The 26,044-nt window shown below is 60.0% G+C and carries 24 protein-coding genes; 13 read left to right on the top strand and 11 right to left on the bottom strand.

Annotated elements, in window-relative coordinates; translation table 11 throughout:
• Positions 1-14: 14 nt before the first annotated feature.
• The 5 genes from AC1DWZ_RS01955 to AC1DWZ_RS01935 are packed head-to-tail and all read right to left on the bottom strand — an operon-like array spanning position 15 to position 4,729.
• The gene (locus tag AC1DWZ_RS01955; protein ID WP_477167178.1) at positions 15-866 is read right to left on the bottom strand and encodes a carbohydrate ABC transporter permease; all 852 of its coding nucleotides are present in this window, start codon (positions 864-866) and stop codon (positions 15-17) included.
• A complete protein-coding gene (locus tag AC1DWZ_RS01950; RefSeq protein WP_477167177.1) occupies positions 866-1,768 on the bottom strand; it encodes a carbohydrate ABC transporter permease in 903 nt (300 codons plus the stop codon). The genes AC1DWZ_RS01955 and AC1DWZ_RS01950 overlap by 1 nt, the downstream gene beginning before the upstream one ends.
• Positions 1,768-3,012 (bottom strand): ABC transporter substrate-binding protein, encoded by a 1,245-nt coding sequence (locus tag AC1DWZ_RS01945; RefSeq protein ID WP_477167176.1) that lies wholly within the window; start codon positions 3,010-3,012, stop codon positions 1,768-1,770. The genes AC1DWZ_RS01950 and AC1DWZ_RS01945 overlap by 1 nt, the downstream gene beginning before the upstream one ends.
• A complete protein-coding gene (locus tag AC1DWZ_RS01940; RefSeq protein WP_477167175.1) occupies positions 3,009-3,944 on the bottom strand; it encodes an N-acetylglucosamine kinase in 936 nt (311 codons plus the stop codon). The genes AC1DWZ_RS01945 and AC1DWZ_RS01940 overlap by 4 nt, the downstream gene beginning before the upstream one ends.
• A complete protein-coding gene (locus AC1DWZ_RS01935) occupies positions 3,944-4,729 on the bottom strand; it encodes a DeoR/GlpR family DNA-binding transcription regulator (RefSeq protein ID WP_477167174.1) in 786 nt (261 codons plus the stop codon). Before AC1DWZ_RS01935 ends, AC1DWZ_RS01940 begins: the two co-directional genes overlap by 1 nt.
• Before the next feature lie 113 nt (positions 4,730-4,842).
• On the opposite strand from AC1DWZ_RS01935, the gene AC1DWZ_RS01930 reads away from it, so the two are divergent.
• The 6 genes from AC1DWZ_RS01930 (at position 4,843) to AC1DWZ_RS01905 (ending at position 11,783) form a co-directional block, all read left to right on the top strand.
• Positions 4,843-6,102: a D-tagatose-bisphosphate aldolase, class II, non-catalytic subunit gene (locus AC1DWZ_RS01930; protein ID WP_477167173.1), complete on the top strand. Its 1,260-nt coding sequence runs from the start codon at positions 4,843-4,845 to the stop codon at positions 6,100-6,102.
• A gap of 154 nt (positions 6,103-6,256) precedes the next feature.
• The gene (locus tag AC1DWZ_RS01925; RefSeq protein WP_477167172.1) at positions 6,257-6,787 is read left to right on the top strand and encodes an RNA polymerase sigma factor; all 531 of its coding nucleotides are present in this window, start codon (positions 6,257-6,259) and stop codon (positions 6,785-6,787) included.
• 87 nt (positions 6,788-6,874) lie between these two features.
• Positions 6,875-7,882, top strand: a complete 1,008-nt coding sequence (locus AC1DWZ_RS01920) for a FecR family protein (protein ID WP_477167171.1) — start codon at positions 6,875-6,877, stop codon at positions 7,880-7,882.
• 161 nt (positions 7,883-8,043) lie between these two features.
• The gene (locus AC1DWZ_RS01915) at positions 8,044-10,467 is read left to right on the top strand and encodes a TonB-dependent siderophore receptor (RefSeq protein WP_477167170.1); all 2,424 of its coding nucleotides are present in this window, start codon (positions 8,044-8,046) and stop codon (positions 10,465-10,467) included.
• An 18-nt stretch (positions 10,468-10,485) separates the two neighbouring features.
• Positions 10,486-11,613 (top strand): PepSY-associated TM helix domain-containing protein, encoded by a 1,128-nt coding sequence (locus AC1DWZ_RS01910; protein WP_477167169.1) that lies wholly within the window; start codon positions 10,486-10,488, stop codon positions 11,611-11,613.
• Complete coding sequence (locus AC1DWZ_RS01905; RefSeq protein WP_477167168.1) at positions 11,610-11,783, top strand: hypothetical protein; 174 nt, start codon at positions 11,610-11,612, stop codon at positions 11,781-11,783. The genes AC1DWZ_RS01910 and AC1DWZ_RS01905 overlap by 4 nt, the downstream gene beginning before the upstream one ends.
• Positions 11,784-11,823: 40 nt before the next feature.
• Here the strand turns inward: AC1DWZ_RS01905 and AC1DWZ_RS01900 are convergent, their stop codons facing one another.
• Positions 11,824-12,588: an SDR family NAD(P)-dependent oxidoreductase gene (locus tag AC1DWZ_RS01900; protein ID WP_477167167.1), complete on the bottom strand. Its 765-nt coding sequence runs from the start codon at positions 12,586-12,588 to the stop codon at positions 11,824-11,826.
• A 108-nt stretch (positions 12,589-12,696) separates the two neighbouring features.
• On the opposite strand from AC1DWZ_RS01900, the gene AC1DWZ_RS01895 reads away from it, so the two are divergent.
• The gene (locus tag AC1DWZ_RS01895) at positions 12,697-13,584 is read left to right on the top strand and encodes a YicC/YloC family endoribonuclease (protein WP_477167166.1); all 888 of its coding nucleotides are present in this window, start codon (positions 12,697-12,699) and stop codon (positions 13,582-13,584) included.
• A 79-nt stretch (positions 13,585-13,663) separates the two neighbouring features.
• Positions 13,664-14,269: a guanylate kinase gene (gene gmk / locus AC1DWZ_RS01890; RefSeq protein ID WP_477167738.1), complete on the top strand. Its 606-nt coding sequence runs from the start codon at positions 13,664-13,666 to the stop codon at positions 14,267-14,269.
• Here the strand turns inward: gmk and rsmA are convergent.
• From rsmA to AC1DWZ_RS01875, 3 genes are read right to left on the bottom strand one after another with little or no spacing between them, the layout of a single operon-like run.
• Entirely contained in the window at positions 14,253-15,206 is a 954-nt protein-coding gene (gene rsmA, locus AC1DWZ_RS01885) for a 16S rRNA (adenine(1518)-N(6)/adenine(1519)-N(6))-dimethyltransferase RsmA (protein ID WP_477167165.1), read from the bottom strand. The two genes, gmk and rsmA, sit on opposite strands and share 17 nt — an antisense overlap.
• Positions 15,203-16,474: a peptidylprolyl isomerase gene (locus AC1DWZ_RS01880; protein WP_477167164.1), complete on the bottom strand. Its 1,272-nt coding sequence runs from the start codon at positions 16,472-16,474 to the stop codon at positions 15,203-15,205. Before AC1DWZ_RS01880 ends, rsmA begins: the two co-directional genes overlap by 4 nt.
• 58 nt (positions 16,475-16,532) lie before the next feature.
• Positions 16,533-18,728 (bottom strand): LPS-assembly protein LptD, encoded by a 2,196-nt coding sequence (locus AC1DWZ_RS01875; protein WP_477167163.1) that lies wholly within the window; start codon positions 18,726-18,728, stop codon positions 16,533-16,535.
• 311 nt (positions 18,729-19,039) lie between these two features.
• Between AC1DWZ_RS01875 and AC1DWZ_RS01870 the strand changes: the two genes are divergently transcribed.
• The 4 genes from AC1DWZ_RS01870 (at position 19,040) to AC1DWZ_RS01855 (ending at position 22,448) form a co-directional block, all read left to right on the top strand.
• Positions 19,040-20,539 (top strand): leucyl aminopeptidase, encoded by a 1,500-nt coding sequence (locus AC1DWZ_RS01870; protein ID WP_477167162.1) that lies wholly within the window; start codon positions 19,040-19,042, stop codon positions 20,537-20,539.
• Between the two features lie 8 nt (positions 20,540-20,547).
• A complete protein-coding gene (locus AC1DWZ_RS01865) occupies positions 20,548-21,018 on the top strand; it encodes a DNA polymerase III subunit chi (RefSeq protein ID WP_477167161.1) in 471 nt (156 codons plus the stop codon).
• A gap of 177 nt (positions 21,019-21,195) precedes the next feature.
• Positions 21,196-21,849 (top strand): TadE/TadG family type IV pilus assembly protein, encoded by a 654-nt coding sequence (locus AC1DWZ_RS01860; protein WP_477167160.1) that lies wholly within the window; start codon positions 21,196-21,198, stop codon positions 21,847-21,849.
• 44 nt (positions 21,850-21,893) lie between these two features.
• A complete protein-coding gene (locus tag AC1DWZ_RS01855; RefSeq protein WP_477167159.1) occupies positions 21,894-22,448 on the top strand; it encodes a hypothetical protein in 555 nt (184 codons plus the stop codon).
• Positions 22,449-22,552: 104 nt separating this feature from the next.
• Here the strand turns inward: AC1DWZ_RS01855 and AC1DWZ_RS01850 are convergent, their stop codons facing one another.
• Both AC1DWZ_RS01850 and AC1DWZ_RS01845 read right to left on the bottom strand, forming a co-directional pair.
• Positions 22,553-24,334, bottom strand: coding sequence for a pilus assembly protein TadG-related protein (locus AC1DWZ_RS01850; protein WP_477167158.1), 1,782 nt, complete (start codon positions 24,332-24,334; stop codon positions 22,553-22,555).
• 141 nt (positions 24,335-24,475) lie between these two features.
• Entirely contained in the window at positions 24,476-25,051 is a 576-nt protein-coding gene (locus AC1DWZ_RS01845) for a pilus assembly protein N-terminal domain-containing protein (protein ID WP_477167157.1), read from the bottom strand.
• 171 nt (positions 25,052-25,222) lie between these two features.
• On the opposite strand from AC1DWZ_RS01845, the gene AC1DWZ_RS01840 reads away from it, so the two are divergent.
• Positions 25,223-26,041, top strand: coding sequence for a tetratricopeptide repeat protein (locus AC1DWZ_RS01840; protein WP_477167156.1), 819 nt, complete (start codon positions 25,223-25,225; stop codon positions 26,039-26,041).
• Positions 26,042-26,044: the final 3 nt, after the last annotated feature.

Here is a 26,044-nt window from a genome sequence, read left to right as displayed (position 1 = left end):
TCTCTTCATTTCCTTTATTTGCTCGCGCCGGCCATCAGGCCCTGCACGAGGAAGCGATTGAGAAAGATCACCAGCAAGACAGGCGGAACGATCGCCAAGATTCCGGCCGCATTCATCAGGCCGTAATCCACATAGTTGCGAGTGACGAATTCCGGAATGAGCACAGTCAGAGGCTTGGTGTTAAGTGTCGGCGAGAACACCAGAGGCACCATGAATTGGCCCCATGCCGAGAGAAATGTCAGGATTGCGGTTGCCACGAGTCCGGGACCTGCGAGCGGCAGCACGATTCGGACGAGTGTGTAGAGCTTGGAAGCGCCATCCAACCAGGCAGCCTCCTCCAACGACAGCGGCATGGCTTTATACACACTGCGCATCAACCACAACGCCAGCGGCAGAAACGCCGACACATATATCAGTGTCACGCCGGTATAGGTGTCGACCAGCCCTGCCGCGATCATGATCCGGTAGAGCGGAATCATCACCGTGTAAGCCGGGACACCAAGCGTTGCGACCGTCAACACGAAGACCAGATCGCGGCCAGGAAAACGCAAGCGGGCAAAGGCCCAGGCGCCAAAGGCGGCGATCCCGACCGTCACGACCGTGGCTGCCAGCGACGTGAGAAAGCTGTTCAGAAAGGCCCGCGAGAATTGCGGCCAAACCGATTGCACCTCATTGCCTTGGCTGGTCGAGGTCGCACCAAAGAGCTTCGCATAATGCTCAAACGTCACCTGCTTGGGCCAGAGTTGGAGCTGCTCGCCAACCAGCGCATTCGGCGGTGTGAACGAGGTTGCCAACGCCCAATAGACCGGACCCAGCGACCAGATCAGCAGCACCGCCACCGCGGCATAGAGTCCGAGGCGCCGCATCAATCGAAACTCGTTTCTTTGTAAACGCGAAATACATAGACCGACGACACGGCCAACGATGCGACCATCGCCAGAATCGACAGAGCCATGCCAAGCGAGAACTTCATGTTCTGGAACGCCGACATATAGACCTGCACCATGATGCTGCGCGTTCCCATCGAGCTGCCATTGAGGATCCAGGCTTCGTCGAAGAGGTTAAACGCGAAGACCGTCGACTGGCAGAGCGCTATCGCCAAGCCGCTGGCGATCAACGGGAGGGTGATCGCCGTGAACTGGCGCCAGGGCGATGCGCCGTCGAGCCTGGCGGCTTCGTAGAGATTTGCAGGGACGGACTGAAGCGCCGCCAACAGAATGATCGCGGTTAACGGCATCATGCGCCACGCATGCACAACGGAAATCAGGAACAAACCCGTGAAGCGATCGTTGAACCAGACTTGGTTTTCGGAAATCAGACCGATGGCGCGGAGCAGGCCATTGAGCAGCCCGTAGCTGGGATTGTAGATCCATAGCCAGATGATCGCGTTGACGACCGGCGGCAGGCACCAGGGAAGAACGACGGCAGCCAGTAGCCATTTGCGACCGATGCGTACCTTGTTCAGCACTAGGGCCGCACCTAATCCGCCGAGCGTCTCGATAGTGACCGCAATTAGGACATAGATGAATGTATTCACCCAACTGCCCAACACATTGCTGTCGAACATTAGGGTAACGTAGTTCTTAAACCCAACGAAGGGTGTGCCGGGCCTCATGGGCTCGATGCGAAAGAAACTGTCTACCACAGTGATGATCAAGGGCAGGATCACGAGCCCGCCCATGATCAACGTCGTGGGAGCCGAGAGGCCCAGCCCAAGCCGCGCCTCCCGTCCCGGAAAGAAGCGCTTCAGAATGAAGCGATCGGACATTACTGCTGTGCTTCTTTGGCAGCGACTGCGATGGCAGCGACCGCCTGGTCGACAGATACTTCGCCCTTGGCCGCGGCGTTCAGATTGTTGGCAACCGCGGCGGAAAACTCCGGATACCAGCCGGGTGCACCGCCAGCAAAGAGCGGCTGCACCAGGGCGGCCTGGGCGATGAGCACATCACCCTGCTTGAGTTTGCCTTCCTTGTTCAGCTTTTCCAGAACCGAGATGCGCGTTGGCAAGTTGCCGAGCTTCACATAGTTGTCGACCATCGTATCGGGATCGAGCATCCAGTTGATGAAGGCATGGGCCGTTTCCTTGTCTTTGGCAGAGACCGGGACGCCGAGAGCCCCGGGGAGACCAATGGTAACCGACTTGCCGCTGATATTCGGGACCAGAGCCGCCGCCGCATCGTTCGCGACCTGCGACTTTGAGGCATCGGTGTAGACGGCAAGGTTGCCGGCCCACCCGGCCACATCGAAGGTGATCTTGCCAGACTTGAAGAGTTCCTGGATTTCGACATCCTTGAGCGATGTCGATGCGGGATCAATGAGCCCTTCCTTCAGCGCAGTGATCTCAAAGGCTATTGCCTTGTAGCCGGCACTTGCCGGATCCGTGAACAGCGGTTTGAAATCCGCATCGAACAAGTCGCCGCCGAATGCCTTGGTGAGCAGGTACCAGGCCGTGGCTGAGCCTTCGGTTGCCGAAAGCGGCAGGCCGATCGGATATTCCACACCGGCCTTTTCCTTGACCGCTTTCGCAGCCGCCAGGAGATCGTCCGGCGTCTTCGGCGCTTCGGCGATTCCGGCCTTTGCCAGATGTGCCTTGTTGTAGATGAGCACACGGAAATCGTTGTTGTAGGGGACGCCGATCAGCTTGCCGTCATAGGTAAAGATGGATGTAGTTGGCAGATCGGCCTTCAGATCCTCGGTCAGGATGCCCGAGAGATCGTCATACCAACCAGCACTGCCGAACTGGCCGACCCAGGACCAATCCATTTCCGTGGCAGAGGCAGGCGCCGTGTTCGCCACCATCGAGGTGACGATCTTGGTTCTGATCTCGTCCCACCCCAGCGTCTGGATATCGAGCACGCCGCTTGTCTTCGCAGTGTATTTGTCCGTCATCTCCTTGGGCAACGTGACCCAGGGTGGCAACAGGACGGAAAGCGGTTCTGCCGCGATCACGGCAAGAGGAACAACCACGGCGCTCAGAGCGACGACGGTTGACAACAATGCACGACGTTTCATTTCGCCTCCTTTAGGTTGGTTTCTGGTGATGCATTAAGTGATTGGATAAATCGGGTATCGATTTCCCAGCCCGCCAAACCGGCGGCGCGCCAAATGGACCCGCCCAGCGGTGACAGCTTCGGGCTCTGCGGTTGACCTAATAATCGGGCTGTTTCTTCAAGGACCAGGGGAGATCGGAAGACGCTTCCGGCATATGACCAGTCGAGCAGCGGCTGGCCCAGCTTTCGCCGCACTGCCTCTGCGTGATCGGCGAGGCATCGCGCTGCAGCCTTCAAGAGATAGATGGCCGTCGCATTTCCAGCCTCGGCGATCATGCTCACATGTTCGGCCAACGCCGCATAGGCCGCGCGCGTATTTTTCTGCCCATAAGCCCAGCCAATCAGGTCTTGCGCATCAATCCCGCAGGCATCGAGCACCGCATTGGAAAACGTCGCAGCATCCCTGCGGCCGTCGAGCCCCTGTGACGTCAGCGAAAGGGCCTCACGCCCGATCCAATAGGCGGAACCCTCGTCGCCAAATGCTTCACCCCAGCCACCAACACGCAGGCTTTCGCCGGAAGCCTTTGCCCAGGCCATGCTGCCGGTTCCGGCAAGCACGAGCACGCCACCCGCACCAATGAACGCGCCGTCGTAAGCCACTTCGACATCATTCAAAACCAGATGCCGGCAATCGAGCACCGATCTTGCGGCATTGCGCTGCATATCGGTGATTGCTGGTACTTCTCCATGAAAAGGTAGGCCAAGAACGGCAGCAGCAGGTTTCGCGCCCTCGCACAATGCGGCAACAGCTTTGGCGAGATTTTCCGCCCATTGATCTTCCGTCATCGGGTCAAAACCCGGACCGGTCCATTGCCCAAGAATGCGACCGCTTCGATCGGCCACAGCGGCAAGTGTCTTGCTGCCTCCGGCGTCCATCCCCAGAATGATCGCCATCAGGCCGCGGCCTCATCCGGCAGTTCCGCCTTGCGCAAATCAACGCCAGCGGCCTCAATCCGCTCGGTCCATTCCTGGGGCAACGTGTCATCCGTCACGACTGCATGCATGTCGGACAAGGGCGCTACTTTATATGTCAATCGCTGGCCGAACTTGCCGGTATCGGCAAGAAGAATGCGCTGCTCAGCCCGGGACATCATGACGGAGTTGAGTCGCGCCTCGCTCTCGTCGACCGAACTGATGATACCGTCTTCCGCAATCGCGCCTGCGCCCAGGAACAATTGCTTGAACCACAATCGATCAAGCATTTCCTCCGCCAACGGCCCGACGACCGACGAATTCTCCTTACGCAACTGACCCCCGAGAAGGGTCACCTTGACCCCGGTCACATCGATCAGCATTTGCGCAGCGGGCAGGCAATTGGTGAAGACGTTGAGGGGCACCGGATTGACGCGGATACGCCGGGCGAGCTGCAAAACCGTGGTGCCGGAATCGAGAAACACCGAGGAACCGGGCTGCAACATGTCGTAAGCAAGATCGCCGATCGCCCGCTTGGCCAAGAGTGCGTGAGCCTCCCGCTGTTCGAATGCCACTTCGACGTCAAATTGATCGGCAAGCCGCGCGCCACCATGCGTGCGGACGACAACGCCCTGTTGTTCGAGTTGGGCGAGATCGCGACGCAGCGTCGGTATGGAGGCACCGACCGCCTGAGCAATGGTGTCGATCGACGACGGTCCCTTTGAAAACAGGAACTGGCGGATGGCCTGGGCACGTTCAATTTTCATGGAGGCACGGTATTTTTGTTCAGTATTGATCAAAAACTACAGCCAAATTGACTATTGTCAATCATATTTATGATCGTTATTGATTGTTTTCGAGAATACACAGGGAGAGCCCGATGTCCACGAAAGCACTGCTGTCGCTGCCCCGCCTCTATCGTCAGGGCACGGCCGCCGGCATGGCCTCGATCTGTTCGGCACACCCTGCTGTCATTCGGGCGACATTGGACCTCGGACGGGAGATGGGGCGGCCAGTCTTGATCGAGGCCACCTGCAACCAGGTCAATCAAGACGGCGGCTACACCGGCATGACACCGGTCGATTTCCGCCGCTTCGTCGAGGATATTGCCGACGAAACCGGCTTCGATCGTGCTGGCTTAATCCTTGGCGGCGATCACCTTGGGCCCAATCCATGGAAGCATCTCGCCGCCGATCAGGCTCTCGCCAAGGCCCAAGCGATGGTCGCGGCATACGCAGCGGCCGGGTTCGAGAAGATACATCTCGATTGTTCGATGGGGTGCGCTGACGATCCGCCTGCCCTCGACGACGAAGCGACGGCCGGCCGCACGGCAATGTTGGCTGCCGTCGCGGAAGAGCACAATGTTGCGCAGCCAGTCTACGTCATCGGCACGGAAGTGCCGACACCGGGCGGCGCTCTCGAAGAGGTTGAACACCTGCAGGTGACATCGCCGGATGCGGCGAGGTTGACGGTCGAGATTCACAAAGCTGCTTTCGAGGCCCGAGGACTGCACCATGCTTTCGAACGTGTCATCGGCCTCGTTGTTCAGCCTGGCGTCGAATTCGGCAATCAAAATGTGGTCGCCTATGTACCGCTTGCGGCCAGCGCATTGTCACAAAGCTTGCATAGGCTCCCCAATCTGGTGTTCGAGGCTCACTCCACGGACTATCAAACGCCGGAAGCACTTGGGGCTCTGGTCCGCGATGGGTTTGCCATACTCAAGGTTGGACCCGGCCTGACATTCGCTTTCCGGGAGGCGCTTTACGGGCTGGATATGATCGCCGCCGAACTCGGCAATACCCCAGCGAAACTTCGTCCCGCGATGGAGGCGTTGATGAAGAGCGAGCCCGTACATTGGGAAAAATACTATCCCGGCACGCCGGACGAGCAGCGGCTTCAACGACATTTCAGCTACTCCGACCGCATCCGCTATTACTGGGCCCATCCTCTGGCGCAAAAAGCCGTCGCGGATTTGATGGCCCGGCTTGGCGAAGCGCCTCTGCCGGAGCCGCTCATAAGCCAGCATCTTGCGGCAGCATGGCCGGAAGTCATGGCCGGCACCACCAGCCCCACCGCCCCCGCCTTGGTGCAGGCCGCGATCCGGCGGGTGCTCAGAACCTATGCTGCCGCCTGCGGATAACATGCGGTCGATTAGCGTTTCTAATCATGTACTTGATGGATGCGCTGGGCCTAGGCTTCGAGTTTGATGGAAAGTTTGTTGCGAACCATTCGCATTTCTAATATGAGGTCCGGCAGGTTCTTCCCCGAATGGGTTTCCCGGAGCGACTCTGCCGTTGAATGGCTGGAAAGACAGGGTTTCGGCACTCTTCGTTGCGCACCGGGCCCGGCTTGAATCGCTGGTCGCGCGCCGGACGGGCCGCCGTGACCAGGCCGGCGACTTGGTGCAGGAATCATTTGCGCGCCTGATCGCGGCTGGCAGTTCCGGGTCGGTCGAACAGGATACGCGCATGCTTTACACGATCGCGCGCAATGCCACGATCGACAGCAATCGCAGCATCCGCCGTCGCCATAATGCGCTCGCCAGTCTCGTCCCCGAGCAATTTCCGCAGCAGGCACCCTCGCCCATCGAGGCATTGGAGGCGCGCGACACACTGGCACAATTGGCGGCAATCCTGCAGACCCTGCCGCAACGCAGCCAGGACGTCTTCATCCTGCGTCGTGTCCACGGCCTTTCGCACGCCGAGATCGCCCGCGCGCTCGGCGTCTCCGTCAGCACCGTGCAAAAGCATTTGCTGCGCGTACTGCGGACCTGTTCGGCCAAGATGCCCCAAGCGCTGAGCTATGAGCCAGGGGACGAGGTATGAAAATGACAATGCGGGTTTTGCCATGTGGAACGTCTCAAGGTTATGAGCGGAGCGCATATTTGCCCTCTGCGGAACTGGAGACCTCGCGTGCCTAACACCACCACATCATCCGTCACGGCCGAGCATCGCAGACAGGCGGCGGAATGGCTTGTGCGTCTCGACAGCGGTCAGGCGACTGTGGAGACGCTGGCAAAGTGGCGGGCGGCGGACCCGCGCCATGATCAGGCATTCGCCGAGCAGCTCGACCTGTGGGACAATCTGAGGGGGGCGGCATCACTTGTCGCCAAGCAGCAGTCCGCCCGTCTTTCGACTTTGGCCACGAAGGGCCGCCGCCATTCCAGTGACCCTGCGTGGGCGACCCGCTGGTCCTGGCCGGTACGTCTGGCCGGTGCAGCCGTGGCAGGCCCAATCCTGGCTTTCGCCCTTTGGATCAGCGCCCCCGCCCTCCTTGGCAACCTGGAAGACCTGGCAGCCGATGCGGCGACCGCCCCAGGAGAGCGGCGCATAGTTGCCTTGCCCGATGGATCGCAGGTGGAGCTGGCCGGCGACAGCGCCATCTCGCTCCGCTTTGACGACCAACGGCGCGCGGTCACCTTGCTGCGCGGCGAGGCCTTCTTCGATGTCCAGCCCGGTCAAGCACTGCCCTTCACGGTGGCCGCAGGCGTTGGCTGGACGCGTGTGATCGGTACGCAGTTCAATGTCCGGCGCGATGCCGGCCAGGTCATCGTTACGGTCGCCAAGGGTAAGGTCGCCGTGGGTGCCACTGGCAGCGCGCAAGAGACATTGTTGACAGCCGGCACTCAAGCCGTCGTGAGCCAAGGCACTGCCGGTCCGGCGCAAATCGTCGACATTGACCGCTTCCTCGCCTGGCGCCACGACCGCGTCGTCTTCTATCGCCAGACACTGGCCGCCGTGGTGTCGGAGCTGAATCGGCAGAGTTATGGCCGCATCGTCATCCTGCGCCCGGAATTGCGGGATCTGGTCATTTCCGGCGCCTTCCCCACCAACGATATTGAGCAAACACTGGCCGCCATCACCGACACGCTGGGCCTTCAGACAGCGGCCCTGACACCCTGGGTTCATTTCCTCTATTGAGCGCCCGGCATCGGGCCAAGAAAAATTAGAGAAAGGCAGGCGGCTTTTGCAACGCCAGTCGTTGAACAGTATGGGAATGCACGGCCGGTGCCGCGCAAGGGGGAAGGCATAGCCATGTTTCAGCCAGCCGACCGGAAATTTTCGACTGGTGGAAACATATGTTGGGATACGGACGATATGGACTGCGACGGCGCTATTTTTCGTATCTTCTTGGCACGGCCGGCCTGCTGGGGATAAGTGCGGCAGCCGGTTACGCCGAAGAAATTGGCACGCCGTCCGTCCAGCTTGCCCAGCCAGAGACGTTCAAATTCGACCTGCCAGGACAGGCATTATCCGAGGCGCTGACGGACCTGGGCGCGGTGACAGGGTTGCGCGTCCTTTACACGGTCGCTCTGCCAGACGGTCTACAAACACAGCCGCTGACCGGCAGTTTCACGGCCGAACAAGCCTTGCAGCATCTTCTCGCAGGTTCCGGCTTCACCTATCAGTTCACGAATTCAACCACTGTCACATTGATTGCGGTGACTGTGGATGGATCAACTCTCGCACCGCTCTCGGTGGAAGACAGTGCCACCCAGGAGACGGCCTATAGCCCGATTGACGGATATGTCGCGAAGCAGAGTGCCACCGGAACCAAGACCGACACGCCACTCATCGAAACCCCGCAATCCATTTCGGTCATCTCGGCCGAGCGGCTGGCAGCACAAGGTGTCAGCGACCTCGGCCAGGCGCTGCGCTATACCGCCGGCGTCAACGGCGAGCAATATGGCGCCGACAGCCGCGGCTATGGCCTGACGATCCGTGGCTTTGGTGCGTCAGATACCGGTCTCTACCGTGACGGGCTGCAACTTCGCGGCACCGGGTTCAGTTCCTTCCTGCAGATCGATCCCTATGGCGCCGAACGCATCGAAGTGTTGCGTGGCCCGGCATCGGTTCTCTACGGGCAGAACAATCCCGGTGGCATCGTCAACATGGTGACCAAACGCCCGCAAGACGAAGCCAAGCATGAGGTTTCGATCACCGGCGGGGACCCCGAACGCTATCAGGGCCAGTTCGACCTCACCGGCCCGATCGATGAAGATGGGACCCTGCTCTACCGCATCACCGGTCTCGGCCGCGATGGCGATACCCAGGTCGATTTCATCGATCATGAGCGCTACTTCATCGCCCCGTCGCTGACCTGGCAGCCCAATGACGACACGACCCTGACCTTCATCAGCCACTATCAGCGCGATGAGACCGGCTGGTCGATGCAATTCCTGCCTGCCGATGGCACCGTCCTCAATAACAGTTTCGGCACGATTCCCAGCAACCGCTTCGTCGGCGAACCGGATTTCGACAAATACGACGTCACGCAATATTCCGCCGGCTATCAGTTCGAACATCATTTCGACGATACCTGGACCGTCCGGCAGAACCTGCGCTACAGCCATCTCGACAATGAACAGGAAGGAGTCTTTGGAAACGGATTAGTGGACGAACGCACCCTCGCCCGCTACGGCGATTCCGGCAAATCGAGCCTGGACAGCATCTCCGTCGACAACCAGTTGCAGGCCAAATTCGAGACCGGCCCGCTCAGCCACACGACCTTGTTCGGCGTCGACTTCCAGCACTATGATTATAGCGATGTCGGAACGAGCTATACCGTCTCGGACCTCGACATCTTCGATCCTGATTATGGCAGTCCGATTGTGAATGACGGAGTCTATCAGGATACCGATATCACCCAGCGTCAGATCGGCCTTTATCTACAGGACCAGGTCAAGATCGACAAGAATTGGAACTTCGTCTTTGGCGGCCGCTACGATTGGGCCAAGACTCATTCCGACGACAATCTGGGCGGCCCCGACAGCACGCAGAAAGACAGCGCCTTTACCGGCCGATTAGGTTTCGTCTATGTCGCCGACAACGGCCTTGCCCCCTATGTCAGCTATTCCGAATCCTTCGTGCCGCTCATCGGAACCAACCCCGACGGCACGCTCTTCAAGCCCGAAACGGGGCGTCAGTATGAAGTTGGCGTCAAATATCAGCCTGAAGGCTGGGACAGCTTCATCGCTATCGCGGCCTTCGATCTCCGCCGACAGAATGTGCTGACGCCCGACCCATCCGATCCCGTCAACAGCCAGGTTCAGACCGGGGAGATCATGTCCCGTGGCGTCGAAGTCGAAGGTGTCGCGAGCTTCGATTTCGGCCTGGATCTGATCGGCGCCTATACCTTCCTCGATGCCGAAATCATCAAAAGTAATGTCGACGGCGAAGAGGGGGAGAGGCCCGGCGCCGTGCCGAAACACATGGCGTCGCTCTGGGCCGACTATACCATTCCGACCGGTGACTTCGCCGGATTGGGGCTCGGTGCCGGTGTGCGCTATATCGGCTCGACCTACGCCGGCGCTCCGAACACACTCAAGGTGCCCGGCGTAACGCTCGCCGATGCCACCATCCACTATGAGATCGAAAACTTCCATTTCGGCCTTAACGTCAGCAACATCTTCGATACGGAATATGTCGCTTCCTGTTTCGGCGAATCGTCCTGCTTCTATGGGGAACGGCGGCAAATCCTGGGGACGCTGCGTGTCACCTGGTAGACAGAACGGCAAGATCGCATGCTGACATCGCTGGCCATTCGCCGCTGGCATGCCGTCCACAAATGGACCAGCCTGATCTGCACGCTGTTCCTGCTCCTGCTATGCCTGACCGGCTTGCCGCTGATTTTCTATGAGGAAATCGAACACCTGACCGGACGGCATCCGGTTCCTGCTACACCATCGGGACCGGCCGATACTTTTTCGCGATATCGCAATCTGGACGATATCATTGCGCAGGCCCTGAATGCTCGACCGGGTGAGGTTGTGCAGTATGTGAGCTTCGACGAGCATGAGCCGATCGTCTATGTCACCTCGGGCGTGAGCCCGGATGCGCCGGATGAGGACAGCTTCGTCCAGCCATTCGACTGGGCGACTGGCGCTGCGATTGCTGCGCCGCCCTTCGACGAAGGCATCATGTGGTTCCTCTACCGCCTGCATGCCGACCTTTATCTCGGCCTCGGCGGCGCGTTGTTCATGGGTGTGATGGGTGCGCTTTTTGTCGCCTCGACCGTTTCCGGAATCGTGGTCTACGCCCCCTATATGCGTAAGCTCGATTTTGGGACCATCCGACGCAGCCGGCATCCACGCCTGACATGGCTCGACCTTCACAATCTCCTTGGCATCGTCACTCTTGCCTGGACCATGGTGGTGGGGCTGACAGGTATCATCAACACCCTCTCTGTGCCGCTCACCGATCTCTGGCAGAAGGATCAGTTGGCGGAAATGGTGGCGCCCTATCGCGATCAGCCGCTGATTGCACGTCTGGGATCGGCGCAGGCCGCCTTCTCAACGGCATTGGTCGCTGCGCCGCACATGAGACCTTCTTTCATCGCCTATCCGGGCACACCCTATTCCAGCCGACACCATTACGCCGTCTTCATGACCGGCAACACGCCTCTCACAGCCAAGCTCTACACACCCGTCTTGATCGACGCCGAAATTGGTACATTGATCGAGATGCGCGCCATGCCCTGGTACATGCAAACCCTGTTTCTATCGCAGCCACTGCATTTCGGTGACTATGGTGGCCTGCCATTGAAATTCGCCTGGGCTGCGCTCGACCTTATGACCATCGCTGTCCTGTTGAGCGGCATTTATCTCTGGCTGAAACGACATCGCAACGCACCGGCAGCGGCAACGCCATGAAACCGCGGCACTCCTTGCTTCATGTCTTTGTAATCCCCGCTCTGCTCGCGCTGCTGACCTTGACCGGCCTCGTGACGGCCCTGGTGGCAGAAGGGATTGCGGATCATTTCTCGTCGGCAGCGTTGACCCTGCCAGTGCTGGTGTCGGCCGTCGCGATAGGTCGAAGGTAAGCCACGGCGCCTGCAGTAATTCGCCCGTCTGGTTTTGCGGCTACCGTTTCTTTGGCGCCGCACGTACCAGGCGGTCGGTGATGATTGGCGACAGCACGCCCAGCAGCCAGGCAATGAAGGCCGTTGGCCAAGGAAAGGCAATACGCGCCTTGTTGCGTGCAAGGCCGCGCCGGATAATACCGGCGGCACGGTCCGGGCGCATCAGGAACGGCATCGGAAAATCGTTCACATCGGTCATCGGCGTCGTCACAAAGCCCGGCATGATCACACTGACACCAATCCCGTGCTTGGCGAGATCGCCCCGCAAGCCCTCACCCCAGACTTTCACGGCCGCCTTCGATCCACAATAGGCCGGTGCGCTCGGGAACCCGCGATGCCCAGCCAACGAAGCCATGATGGCGATCTGGCCGCCCCCGGATGCCTTCAACAGCGGCACGGCCGGCAGCACCGTATTCAAGACGCCATCGACATTCACTGCAAAGATCGCCCGCACCTGCGCATCGCTCTCGCTGCCTGCGGACGTACCGCCCGAAATACCTGCATTGGCGATGACCAGATCGAGAGAACGCAGCTGATTGGACCTGTCGACCCACGCCTTCATGTCAGTTGCCGAGGTGACATCGACGACCGAGACGGTAACATCCGCTCCGGCGGCCCGGCAGGCCTGTGCCACCGCTGCCAGCAGGTCCGCCCGGCGCGCGCCCAGATGCAGATGGACCCCGGGCCTCGCATAGGCTGTGGCGAGCGCGGCACCCAGCCCAGAACTTGCGCCGGTAATCAGAATCGACTGGAAATTCCTGCTCATTTGGCCTCTTTGTCCGTACGGTGCCGACATTGTTCCGGCACCCTAGCGCCAGCTTGCCAGCAAGCGGAGCTTCCTTGATGATAGCGGCACTTTACAAGGGGGTATGCCGTGTCGATTGCCAGCATGACCGGATTCGCGCGCACCAGTGGCGCGGTCGGGGATTTTCTATGGACCTGGGAGCTGAAGGCCGTCAATGGGCGGTCGCTCGACGTGCGCTGTCGGGTGCCGCAAGGTTTCGAAGCGCTGGATGGGCTGGTCCGCCAGGCTGCCGCCGACCAGCTGAAGCGTGGCAATATTTCGGCCAACCTCACGGTCGACGACATTGCCAGCCGGGGGCGTCTGACCGTCAACCGCGCAGCGCTGGACCAGATCCTGGTGCTGGTCACCGAGATGCAGGACAAGCTGGATGCGCGGGCACCCAGCCTTGATGGCCTGCTAGGGCTGAAGGGCGTGCTGGAAATTGAAACGCCGCCGGTCGAGGCCGATATCATGGCCAAGCGCCAGCAGGCGATCGAGGCGGGCCTCCGTCAGGCGATGACGGAGCTTGGCGCCATGCGGCGGGTTGAGGGGGCGCGATTGGGCCAACTGGTCCTCAGTCATCTCGACGAAGTGGAGCGGCTGCGTGTGGCCTCCGCCGCCACGGCGGGCGCCCAGCCAGCCAATATCCGCCTGCGGCTGGAAGAGCAGTTGAAACAATTGATGCCGGACGGCGTGCCGGTCGACCCGGAGCGGCTGGTGCAGGAACTGGCGCTCATCGCCAGCCGCGCCGATGTCCGCGAAGAGATCGATCGCCTGGCGGCGCATGTCGCTGCCGCCCGCGATCTGATTGCCAAAGGTGGTGCCGTCGGCCGCAAGCTGGACTTCCTGTGCCAGGAATTCAACCGGGAGGCCAATACCCTCTGTTCCAAGGCCGCCGATCTCGCCTTGACCAATCTCGGCATCGAGCTTAAGGCAGCGATCGAGCAGTTGCGTGAGCAAATCCAGAATATCGAGTGAGAGCCGACCCTTGCCCAGATCCACAACTCATAAGCCAGGTGACAATTCCGGCTTCATCGACATCCAGCGGCGTGGCTTGATGCTGGTATTGTCGTCGCCGTCGGGCGCCGGCAAAACGACCATCTCGCGTCGCTTGCTGGAGCTTGAGCCGCAGATAGCCTTGTCGATCTCGGCCACCACACGGCAAAAGCGGCCAGGCGAGACGGCTGGCATCGACTATCATTTCGTCGATGCGACCGAGTTCAACCTGATGATTAATCGGGGTGAGTTTCTGGAGTACGCCAAGGTCTTCGACAATTACTACGGCACCCCCAAAGCCCAGGTCGCCAAGGAAATCGCGCTTGGCCGCGATATCCTGTTCGACATCGATTGGCAGGGAACGCAGCAGCTGGCTCACAATGCGCGTGAAGATCTGGTCAGCGTCTTTGTGCTGCCGCCCTCGACGCGGGAGCTCGAGCGCCGGCTCCACACCCGCGCCCAGGATAGTGCCGAGATCGTGGCCAAACGCATGGCCAAGGCATCAGATGAGATGAGCCATTGGGCGGAATACGACTACATCATCGTCAATCATGACATCGATTCCAGCGTCGAAAATGTGCGCGCCATCCTGCGCGCCGAACGTCTGCGGCGGCAACGGCAGATTGGCCTCACCGATTTCGTGAAAGGCCTCAGAGAGGGTCAGTAGTCTTAGCCGTCGTCGCGCCGGGGCTGCGGCGTTCTTTGAAGGCGCGCGCCAAGGCACAGAATTGCTCCACCGACAATTCCTCGCCGCGCGCGGTCGGCGCAATGCCGGTGGCGGTGAGAATTTCCTCCGCCTGCGGCGATACTTGGCGCAGAGACTGGCGCAGCATCTTGCGACGCTGGCCGAAAGCGGCTGCCGCCACCTTCTCCAGCATCTCGGCATCTGCCGGATATAGCGGCTCGGCGCGTGGAATAAGCTGCACCACCGTCGACGTTACCTTGGGTGGTGGCGTGAAAGCGCGCGGCGGAACGTCGAAGAGGCGCTTCACCTCGGCCCGCCATTGTGCGGCAATGCTGAGCCTGCCGTAGTCCTTGGTGCGCGGCTTGGCGATCAGGCGATCGGCCACTTCCTTCTGAAACATCAATGTGAGGCTGGTAAAGGCCGTGCCAGCCTCCAACCAAGCCAGCAGCAGGGGGGTCGCCACATTGTACGGCAAGTTGGCGACGATCCGGCGTGGTGCCTGGCCGAGCGTCGAGGCGTCGATCTTGAGAGCATCGCCGCCAATGACCTGCAGTCGCCCTGGATAGGTATCGGCAATTTCGGCCAGCACCGGCTGAAAGCGGCGGTCGCGCTCGATGACGATCACCTCGCGCGCGCCATGATCCAGCAGCGCCCGCGTCAGGCCGCCGGGGCCGGGTCCGATTTCAATGCAGGTGCCCGTATCCAGCGGCGCTGCCGCCCGCGCGATACGACCGGTCAAGTTGAGATCGAACAGAAAATTCTGCCCGAGTGCCCGATTGGCGCTCAGCCCATGCTTGGCAATGACGTCGCGTAGCGGTGGCAAGGGCGATGCTGGTGGTGGGAACTGCCCAGCGCCCGGCGTTCGGACACCTGGAACTGAGCCGATTTCATCATCATCGTCCGGGTAATTCCCGGTCATAGCCGGATGTCGATCACCGCAGAACGCCGCAGATCCGAGAGATAGCCACGTGCCAGCGTATCGAGCCGCTGCCGGCCCAGGCGATCGGCGACACCAACGCGCGAGAGAGCCGCTTCGTCGCCACCACCGCGGCTGCACACGACATAAATGCCAACGCCACGATTCGTCCGGATGGGCGGGCTCGGCTCACCAATCGGCTGGTTAAGGGCATAGGGCTGCACTTCGGCCGGCAGATCGCTGACCAGCACATTCCCCAAGGAACGATGAATGCCAGGCTTGGCATCCGGCGCCACGCTGTTGATGTCGGCACAGGACTGAATGCGTGAGATCAAGGGATTGGCCTGCGAGATGGCCTTATTGACCTCGGTATCAGCAGCGTTGGTCGGCAAGGACCATAAGATCTGCTCCATTTCGACCGTGCCGGCGGAAACTGTCCGCGCGTCAATCACACGGGTCGATTTGACCTGCACAACATAATAGCCGCCAGCCCCGCGGACCGGCCCCCCAACCTGCCCCGGTGGCAATGATTGGACCAGCTGCGCCACCGGCGGATCGAGCATGTCAAGCCGCACCCACCCCCAATCGCCGCCACGCATGGCGCCTTGATCCTGCGAAAACTCCGTCGCCAAGGCGGCAAAGTCGGCGCCCTGGTCCAATTGCTCCTTGAGGCGTTGCGCCGATTGCTGGACGCTCGCCTCATCACCGCCGCCGGACGTCAGGAAAATCTGCGACAGGCGATATTCGGTCTGCCCCTGCGCTGCTTGCAGCGACGCCAATGCCTCGTCAATTTCCTCATCCGTAATCTTGACCTGGCTGCGCAGGCGGCGCTGGACCAGGCGGGCCCAACCGAGCTCAGTCTTGATCTGATCGGCCAGGACATCGATGAGGATACCGTTCTGGCTCAGCATCTGCGCGAATTCATCGGGCGACACGCCATTGCGCTTGGCCAGATCATCGACGCGCCGCTGGACCTCGGCAGCCGACACCGGAATATTCTGGCGCTTTGCTTCCTGCGCCTTCAGGCGTTCATCGATCATCGTCCGCAGCAAGGTCGGCAGCAATCGCTGCCGGGTTTCCGGCGTGTCGTTCAATTTTGCGGACACCATGGCAAGGCGCATGCGCATGAAAAGGTCGAGCTCGGTGACGACGTCTTCATTGACGACCGCGACTATTTTGAGCGCGTCCTGCGCCGGCGCCGGCGCCATGGACTGGAACATAGCTATCAGCAGGCCCAAGACACCCAGCAAGGTCGCGCAGAACTTTGTCATTCTTTTCGTCATAGCGGTATGTATCCCAAGCCCGGGCTGCTCTAGGGGCCGATCGCCGTTAGAAATTGGATCCGATATTGCCAAGGTTCGTGAAGCGGAACTGCACCATGGCAGTGAAATCACCACTCGAATCCTCTTCGTCGCTTTCCGGCGAATAGGAAGCACTCAGCAACATGCCAAAACACTCATCCTGATATTCAAGCGATGAACCGACGGCAATGAGATCTGAATCGTGAATATCATAGGTGCCCGCGGTGCCGACCGCCCAGAACTCGCCAAGCTTTGCCCGGACGCCGGCACTTACCTGCTCTTCTTTGCTGTTCTCGACATCGTTCTCGATCTGGATGTAATGCAGATTGACCCGGAACTCTTGCGGACCGGCGGAGATTCCAAGGTCCTGCCTATTCATATCAAGGTCGTCGAGATCAAGGCGGAAACGATAGGACATGTCGAGCCAGTCGGCCGGAACGACGGCGATGCGGCCGACCAGATCGGACAGATCATCGTCAATACCGCTGCCATCGCGCAGTTCGTCATGGTCATTCCAGAAGCGCAGGCTTTGCCCGAGGAACACGTCAGCGTAGCCACCTTCCGGGAAATAGCCCATCCATTCGAAACCATAGTTCAGGCGTGATCCTGAATCGACCCGGTCAAGACCGGAGAAACGATCTGCATCAAAGACCTTCGTATCGTCCCACTCGAAAGCACGGCTATCCTCATTGGGAATTTTTCCGGTGTTACAGCAATCGGGCGCCAGCACAAGTTGCGCGATAGGCTGAAATACCTGGGTAACGGTCGCTCCCGGATGCACAAACGGGTAACGCCATTTGAAACTGGCTTCCGGGAAGAAGCGTCCTGCAACACCGTCTGAGTCGGCGTTCTCGCCGGTAACATCGTCGGAATCGCTGTCGACGTCGTTGGTGACGTAAAGATCGCTCTGAAAGGAAAGTTTCAGCTCATAGATATCACCGATCGAGCTGGTATAGGGCAGCGTCCAGCTCGGGCTGACCGAGAAGCGCAACGAGTCCCGTTCCTTCTCCCGGACGATGTTCATCACATTGGCATTGAGACCCCAATAGGCGCCGTAGCTGCCGGGTTCGCCGACGAAATTGTAGTTCAGCGACGGCAGTACCATCGGCGCATTGTCGGAATCAAAATCCTTGTCGGTCGACTGAAAGCCAATCGCGCGCGCGTCAAAATATGACCGTCCGAAAAAGCCTTCTGTCCACAATTGGTTCTCCAGCCAGTCGGGCGATCCCATGTGATATTGGCTGAGATAGCTTTTGTCAGTTGTCAGCTTGCTGGTGAAACCCCAGCGCCAATCCCGGTTGATTTCGAACAGGCCATCGCCCTCGATATGGCCGCGCAACTCGTTGTTCTTGACCACCGAGGTGTCTTCGTTGCCGACACGGTCCTCATAAGTGCCTGAGAGCTCCAGCCGGAAAGCGCCGTCACGCACCCGCTGCCGGTATTCGAGATCGCCGACGCCGCCGGCCGAATCCGGCTTGCCGCCAAGGCGCAGGATGGGGGTGACCGTTACATCCTTGTCAGGTCCGAGCGTCACAAAATAAGGCTGCGCGTATTGATAGCCCGCGCGCCCGGAAGATACGGAAAAGCGCGGCTCCAGCAGCCCCGACATGCGCTCAACGCCAGGTGCGGGATGCTGGAAATAGGGCGTCCAAAAGACCGGAAGCCCCCACATTTCCATCCAGGCGTTATGATAGGTGATGGTCTGGGCATCATCATCCTGCACGACGTCGCGCGCTTTCACCTGCCACAGGGGCTGCCGGGTCGGGTCGGTTTTACAGGGCTCGCAAGGGGTATAGACGGCATTCTTGAGGATCATCTTGCGGCCGCCGACACGCTGCGCGGTCTGGGCGGCCATGCGGGACTTGTCCTTGAACAGGCCCTTGAAACCCTGAACGATGCCGTCGTTAAAATCTTCGCTGACATCGGCATAGTTGCCAAATAGCGTATCGCCATTGGGCATCAGCATGGCGACGTTGCCGTTGGCGGTCACCGTCTTGGTGCGCTCGTTATAGGTTAACGTATCTGCCATGATGATCTTATCGCCGCGCTGCGCCTCGACATGGCCGCGCGCAACATAGATACCGAAATCCTCGTCATAGCCGACTTCGTCAGCCACCAGATGGACGGTGTCATCGGCCTTGGCGACATTCACCGTCCCCACGGCAACAAGAGTGCCGTAGAGGGCAGCGCCGAAGGCTGTTCCCAACAAATCAAACCGCGCCAAAGTCGCTACCCCCAAACCGCCCTGCTGAATATTTTAGGCTCCGGCCTTTGGCCAGCCGGGAACCGGCGGCTAAAGTAGCATGCCGTGACCATTCGTCCACAGATTTCAGTAGGTTGGCACATTTCAGCCCCAACGCAGCGGCATTGGCGGCGCAATTGCCTTTGTGCTAAGGCTTGGATCTGTGTCATCCGGCGAATCGTCCCCGAGATGGGCTGACGCGACGCCGCATTCAGGCAGTTCTCGCCAGCCGCGGCGACCCTTCCCAGGGGTGGCGACACACGAGAAACTGCGAAAAAGCGGGAGAAATCAAGATGAAGGTCGCGTTTGCCAAACCCGAGCTGCCCAGCCAGGGCGCTTATGTTGTTGGTGTGTTGGAGGGGCGCAAACTGACCGCCGCCGCCGCCCAGGCTGAAAAGGCCACGAAGGGCGCCGTGTCGCGCGCGCTCAATGCCAGCCGCTTCAAGGGGGGCCATGATGAACAACTTATTGTGCTGGCGCCGCAGGGCCTGGACGCCACTCGCCTGATTCTGAGCGGTTTTGGCAATCCGGCCAAAGTCGACGCGTTCGGCTACGAAGCTATCGGCGGTCGACTGGTGGCAGCCCTCAACGGCGCCGGCGAGCGCGAGGCCACGATCGCCGTCGAAAGCCCGGCCGGCAGCAACCTGACCGAAACGGAAATCGCGGCGCGCATTGCGACCGGCGCGCGGCTGCGTGCCTATCGGTTCGACAAGTACCGGACCAAGGAAAAGCCTGAGCACAAGCCGACCTTGAAGAAGCTGACCATCACGGTAAGTGACCCCGCGGCTGCCAAGAAGGCTTTCGATCCGCTCGACAAGATCGTCGATTCCGTGATTGTCACCCGCAATTTGGTTTCCGAACCCGCCAACATCATCTATCCGGCCACCCTCGCCAAGGAAGCCGCGACACTTGCCGAACTCGGCGTCACCGTCGAGATCCTCGGCGAAAAGGAAATGAAGAAGCTCGGCATGGGCGCCCTGCTCGGCGTCGGCCAGGGATCCGACCGCGAAAGCCAGCTGGTCACCATGCAATGGAATGGCGCCGGCGACGCCAAGGCCAAGCCGATCTGCTTCGTCGGCAAGGGCGTCACTTTCGATACCGGCGGCATTTCGATCAAGCCGGCGGCCGGCATGGAAGACATGAAATGGGACATGGGCGGGTCCGGTGTCGTCATCGGCCTCATGCGAGCCCTTGCTGCCCGCAAGGCCAAGGTCAATGCAGTGGGCGTTGTCGGCCTCGTGGAAAACATGCCGGGCGGCAATGCGCAGCGCCCTGGCGATATCGTGACCTCGATGTCCGGCCAGACCATCGAAGTGCTGAACACGGATGCCGAGGGTCGTCTGGTGCTGGCGGATGCCCTCTGGTACGCGCAGGAAAACTTCCGCCCCCGCGCCATCGTTGATCTTGCCACCCTGACCGGCGCCATCATGGTGGCGCTGGGCACCGACCATGCCGGCCTGTTCGCCAACGACGACGATCTTTCCGACAAGCTGATCGCTGCCGGCAAGGCCACGGGCGAGCTGCTGTGGCGGATGCCGCTGGCGGCCTCCTACGATCGCCTGATCGATTCACCTGCTGCGGATATGAAGAATATCGGCGGTCGCTATGGTGGGTCGATCACGGCGGCCCAGTTCCTGCAACGCTTCATCCAGAAGGGTACGCCCTGGGCGCATCTCGACATTGCGGGCGTCACCTGGAGCGAGAAGGATCGCCCGACCACGCCCAAGGGAGCAACGGCTTTCGGTGTCCGACTGCTGGAGCAATTGGTGGCCCGGGAATACGAAGACAAGTAAGCCGGAAGATGGCGGAGATCCGCTACTACCATCTGACACGGTCTAGGCTGGAGGAGGCGTTGGTGCGCCTCCTCCGCCGCGTTCTTGACCGCCAGGACCGGGTTGTGGTCATGGCCGGCTCAACTGAACGGGTCGAAGCGCTCAACGCCCATCTATGGTCCTTCGATCCGGCAAGCTTCCTGCCCCATGGCTCGGCCCGCGACGGCAACGCGGCCGATCAGCCCATCTATCTGACAGCGACGCCTGAGAACCCTAACGGTGCCAAGCTGCTGATGCTGTGCGACGGGGCCGAAGCGCCGGCCGCCACAGATTTGGCGGCGCATGGCTTTGACCTTGTCTGCGCGCTGTTCAACGGCCATGACGAAGAAGCGCTGGCCACGGCGCGAGCAAGCTGGCGGACCTATCGCGATGCGCAGCAACAACTTGTTTACTATCAGCAAGATGACGACGGGGCCTGGGTCGAAAAGGCCCGCCACTAGGCGCCATTTTTCTTACATCATTGTGCAGGCACTGTCGTTCTGACGGTGCCACCCCTGGACATGCTCCGGCGTTGGCCTATCCTTATGCAGTAATGAAAAGTTAGCTGCTCAGCGCGTATTTTAAGTGCCTGACCGCCAAGGCTTGTCGCGCGGCATGACGACAGAATTGAAGACAAAATGCGACTAATTGAATCTATCTGCAAACGCTTGTGCGGAAGCCTTCGGCTTGGTGACCGGGGTGTTGCGGCAATTGAAGCAGCCATGGTCTTTCCAGTGCTGACCGTGATGACCTTTGGCATCGTCGAGGTCGGGATGATCATGGCGACGCAGGTAACGCTCGAAGGTGGTCTCAAGGAAGCGTCGCGCTATGGCATCACGGGTCAGGGCGCGACCGAGGCAGAGCGCATTGCCAATATCAAGGCTGTCCTCCAGTACCATACGATCGACCTGGTCGATTTCGACGAAGCAACCTTCGTCGTGAAAACCATCCCGAGCTTTTCGCTGGTCGGCAAGCCGGAGCCGTTTGTCGATGCGCCGGAACTTGACGAAGACGGACTTCCAACCGGATGCCATGACGACGCCTATACGGATGCGTGCCAGGCTGCCGGCGACAAATTCCTGCTCGATTGCAACGGCGACGGGGAATGGCAGAATGTCTGCGGCACCGACGGTGCAGGTGCTGCCGGCGAAGTCGTCTCGTACACCGTCACGGTCCCATGGCACCTCATGACCCCCGTCTTCGATAGGATCTTCGGCCAAGGTGAGGATCGCATACTGCCGTTGTCGGCGACAATCGTCGTCCGCAACGAACCCAATCTTTACAATCAGTAGCATCGTCGCAAGGACAGCTTATGCCTGTACCCGGCAAACTCCTCATGACAGACAGAAAGGCCGATCGTGACCGCGGTTCCATGGCGCTCGAAATGGCCTTGTTTCTGTTTTTCTTCTCGACCTTGTTCTTAGGTACTTTCGAGGTGCCGCGTTACTTGATCATCGGGCAGAAAATGGAGCGTGTCTCGGCTTCGGTTGCTGATCTGGTCGCACAGATCGATCCTTCTCTCGGCGCCGAGCAAGCCAAAATCGACGATCTGTTCCAAGCCGCCAACGCCCTCATGCAGCCATATGATTTGGCGACCGACGGCCGCGTGATCATCACCTCGATCGCCAATCCGACGGGTGATGCGGAAGAAATCATGTGGCAGCAGATGAGCCCCGGCAGTTTCGATACGATCAGCAAGATCGGCGTAAAAGGTGCCGCCCCAACTATGCCGGGCGGACTGATCGTGCGCGAGGGCGAGAACATCATCGCCGCTGAGATCGTCTATCACTACACGCCGCTCTTTGCGCCGCTGATCTACGACGAACGGAACATCTATACGCGTTCGTTCACCCGCCCCCGCTTCACCAACCTCACCGCCACGCCAAAGTGATCCAAGAAAAATAGCGGGGCGCCATCCGGTGCCCCGCTATCATTATGGCTCTCCGGCACAACCGTCGCTCTCGTGCGGCGTGCCGCAATTCTCGTGCCGCAATCCTACTGGGCCAGCCTCAGCACCGACAGGCTGGCGGCGATTTTCTGGAACGCCGTCTGCAGACCCGCGGAGTCACTGGCCTGATAGTAATAGGGTGCCGCTGTCTCGGTCGCCACCTTCTGAAGAAGGGTCTTCAAGCTCGCGCTCGGCTCGTCATATTGCACGACATAGATCTTCACGCCCTGGGCCGGATCCGCACCCTTGATGTTGCTGGCCAGCTTCAGCAGGCGATTGTTGAGGTTGTTGTTAACGCCGGTCGAAATGATGCCGTGCTTGTTGGTCGTGCCAGCGCCTGAATCTGGACCAAACACGCCTTTATAGGCATCCCCGTTTTCCCCCGTGATCGCACCGTCGGTCAGCAGCACGATGGCCTGGGTACGGGTGAACGGCGTCACCGACTTCGCCTGGCTGAACGGCTCACCCGACATCAGCACTTCCCAAGCCCAATACAGGCCCTGTGGCGCGTTGGTGTTGCCGTCGGGCTTCGACGTGCCGGTATAGAGGCCGTCGATGGCGTCCAACACCAGCTGCTTCGACGCAGCGTCCTTGACGCCCTGCAACGGCAGAATACCGTGGGTCAGCGATTTTGTGCAGTCGCTGCCGGTCGCCGAACCCTGGCTGGGATTACCGACGACCCAATAAGCTGGTTGAGCCGGGACGCTAGGCCGCGTTGGCGTTCCATCCCACGGTCGATCGTTGACGTTGGCAAGATTGTCGTTCCAGTAAGCCTGATCACATTGTTTTACCGTGTTCTTCCATGTCGTGCCATAGCTGTTGTTATTGGGGTAGCTGCCGCTGACTGGCTCGCCTTCCAAAGGCGGAATCGGCTCGAACGCCATCCAATCCTTGGTGCCGAAGCGCCCGTATCCAAGCTTCAGGTCGGCATCGTTGCTTTCATCATTCGGCACAGCCGGTGTGCTGCCATTTGCGGCCCGGTAATCATCGATATAGCGCGCGTAAACGGCGCCAGTCCAACCAACCGGTGGCTCGACCAGCATTCTCACGCCAGAAACATTGGTCATCCACACATGATCCTGCGGATCCCCGGTCACTGGATTGACGAAAGACGTCACCATCAGCTTCGTATTTTTGGTTTTATCATATGCCTGGTTGTTGACGGCGGCGTTATACCGGACATTGACCTTGGCGTTCCAAGGCACCATGCCGATGTTCAAGAGATCGTAATTGACCCCGGCAATGGTAACCGTCTTCGCATTGGGGTCGGCGTAGAGCGTATTGACCAGCGTCTTTGCCGCCGTTTCCGCAGCTTCAATCTTGGTGCAGGGATCGCACATGGACCCGGACATGTCGATGGCGATCACCACATCGAGCCCATTCAACCCGCGCACCGCCGTCGCCGAGGCGCCCACGGTAATGGTCTTGAACCCCAGGACCGACATCAGCGTGGAATCGATCGTAGCCTTCGCAGTAACCTTGACCGTATTGGCGCCGCTATTGGTCGTGTCGATATGCGGACCATCGACGACCGCATCAAGATCGCCGCTCGGGAAGTTGGCGGCAAAGAACATGTTGATATCGTCGGTGACATGATCCCCGCCAAGCGCTTTGGCACCCGCCAGAGCCGACGCGTCAAGCGCCTGCGAAAGCCGTGCCTTGACCATGTAGCCGCGCGCTGCGTCGACAGCCATGCCGGCGCAGCCGATAAAGACGGTCAATGAAAGACCGACCCAGATCGCCACTGAACCGCGTTGGTCACCCCTGAACTGCTTCAGGAACACCGCCAAGCGGCGGCATCCGGACATGCGATCATTAGGCTTGCGCATTATAGCTTCCTCGCATCAACGACAACACACGTCTCACGCCGCCGGCATCGGCGCCGCTCAGTCTTGGTCTTGGTATCACTCTGGACGCACAGCCAAATCCCTGCGGGGATCGACATGTGCGACGCTATTCAGGGACGGCGCTCAATAAGGCGCAACAATCGTGCCGACATTGCTACCTGCACTGCTGGCGCCCTTGCCCGTCGCACGAGTCATCTCGCTGATATCCTTGGCAGCTTGTGTAGCCGCCGCATTGGCTTCGTTCTGCGACTGAATGTTGGCATCGATCTGGCTGCCGATGGTCCCGCCACCGGCCGGCTTGACCGAGGAATATTTCGTGCCGCCCGGGCCAAGCACCTGGACGCAGCGCGACAGGCAGGTCCAGCTGCGCTCGCTGATCGTGTCGGCCCCGACCGAAATGATCGAAACCTGGCGATCGTCCTCCGGCATGACAACAACAGGCGCGTCGAACAGCACTGTATTGTCAGCGCCGATCACCATCATGTTCGTTTCGCCGGGCACCTTGCCGAAGACGACGATCTGGCCAGAAGCCTCGACGGTGACGTCGATGACGCTGGGATCGCCAATGATGATGCCGCTGACTCCGCTGCCGAACGACATGATCTGCGCCTTGCGCCACGTCACCGACACGACGTCGCTCGCACTTGCCGCTGAGATCGCCATTCCGGCCATCAGGACCGCCAACATGATCGCGCGCATGAAGCACCTCAATCTCTGCCTGGCCGTTGCCGAAATGCTCTTGCCAGAATTATCCCGTATGGTACTGCCAATTCAGCTTCGCCTCAACGAAATTTCCTATGTAGTAGTTGGATTTAGCTTGGATTTGTGCGAAACTGCTTGAATATTGCGGGACATCGTGGGGACCAGGAAATGACAGTAGCCAAAAGTTCTTTCCGGTTGCTTAAGCCGGTAACGACACAAACTATTGTGGTCGCCTGTGTCGTAGCCCTCCTCGGTGGGTGCGAAGCCATGAAGAACAACGGCGCCGGCAAGACCGAGGCGTCGGCGCAGGCGACCAGCAAGGCCAACGAGCTTGACCCGCAGATCAAACAGGCAGCCCTGCAGGCTGAAGCCCAGAACAATTATCTGGAGGCGGCGCAGCACTATCAGACATTGCTGGCCCGCGACCCTGAGAATCTGGATCTCGCCATGGGATTGGTGCGGAACCTGCGCTTCTCCGGCAGCACGCCGCAGGATATCGATATTCTCAACCAGCTCATTGCCAAGTATGGCCGGACACCGCAATTGCTGACCGAACTCGGCAAGTCTTACGTATCCGGTGACAAGATGAACCTGGCCATCCCGCTGCTGCAGGAGGCCTGCGCCATGCCGGGCGCGACCTGGGACGCCTTTTCGACGCTGGGCGTTGCCTATGATTATCAGGGGGAGTTCGACAAGGCGCGCGCGGCCTATTCACAGGCGATGCTGCTCTCGCCACGCAATCCTGACATCCTGAACAATCTGGCCTTGTCCCAAGCGCAATCCGGCGATCTTGAGGGGGCCATTCAGACCCTGGGCCAAGCCGTCGACCAGGCAAGCGCCTCGCCCCAGGTGCGGCAGAACCTGGCGCTCATGCTGGCGTTGCGCGGGGACGTTGCGGGCGCCGATCGGTTGGCTCGGAAGGATCTGCCCCGCGACCTAGCCGACCTCAATTCCAAATATTACCAATACCTGGCCGGCAGCGACTGAAAA

It is taken from the genome of Dongia sp. P2_B8 (genome assembly GCF_056404715.1).
This window is presented reverse-complemented; position numbering and strand designations above follow the sequence as displayed.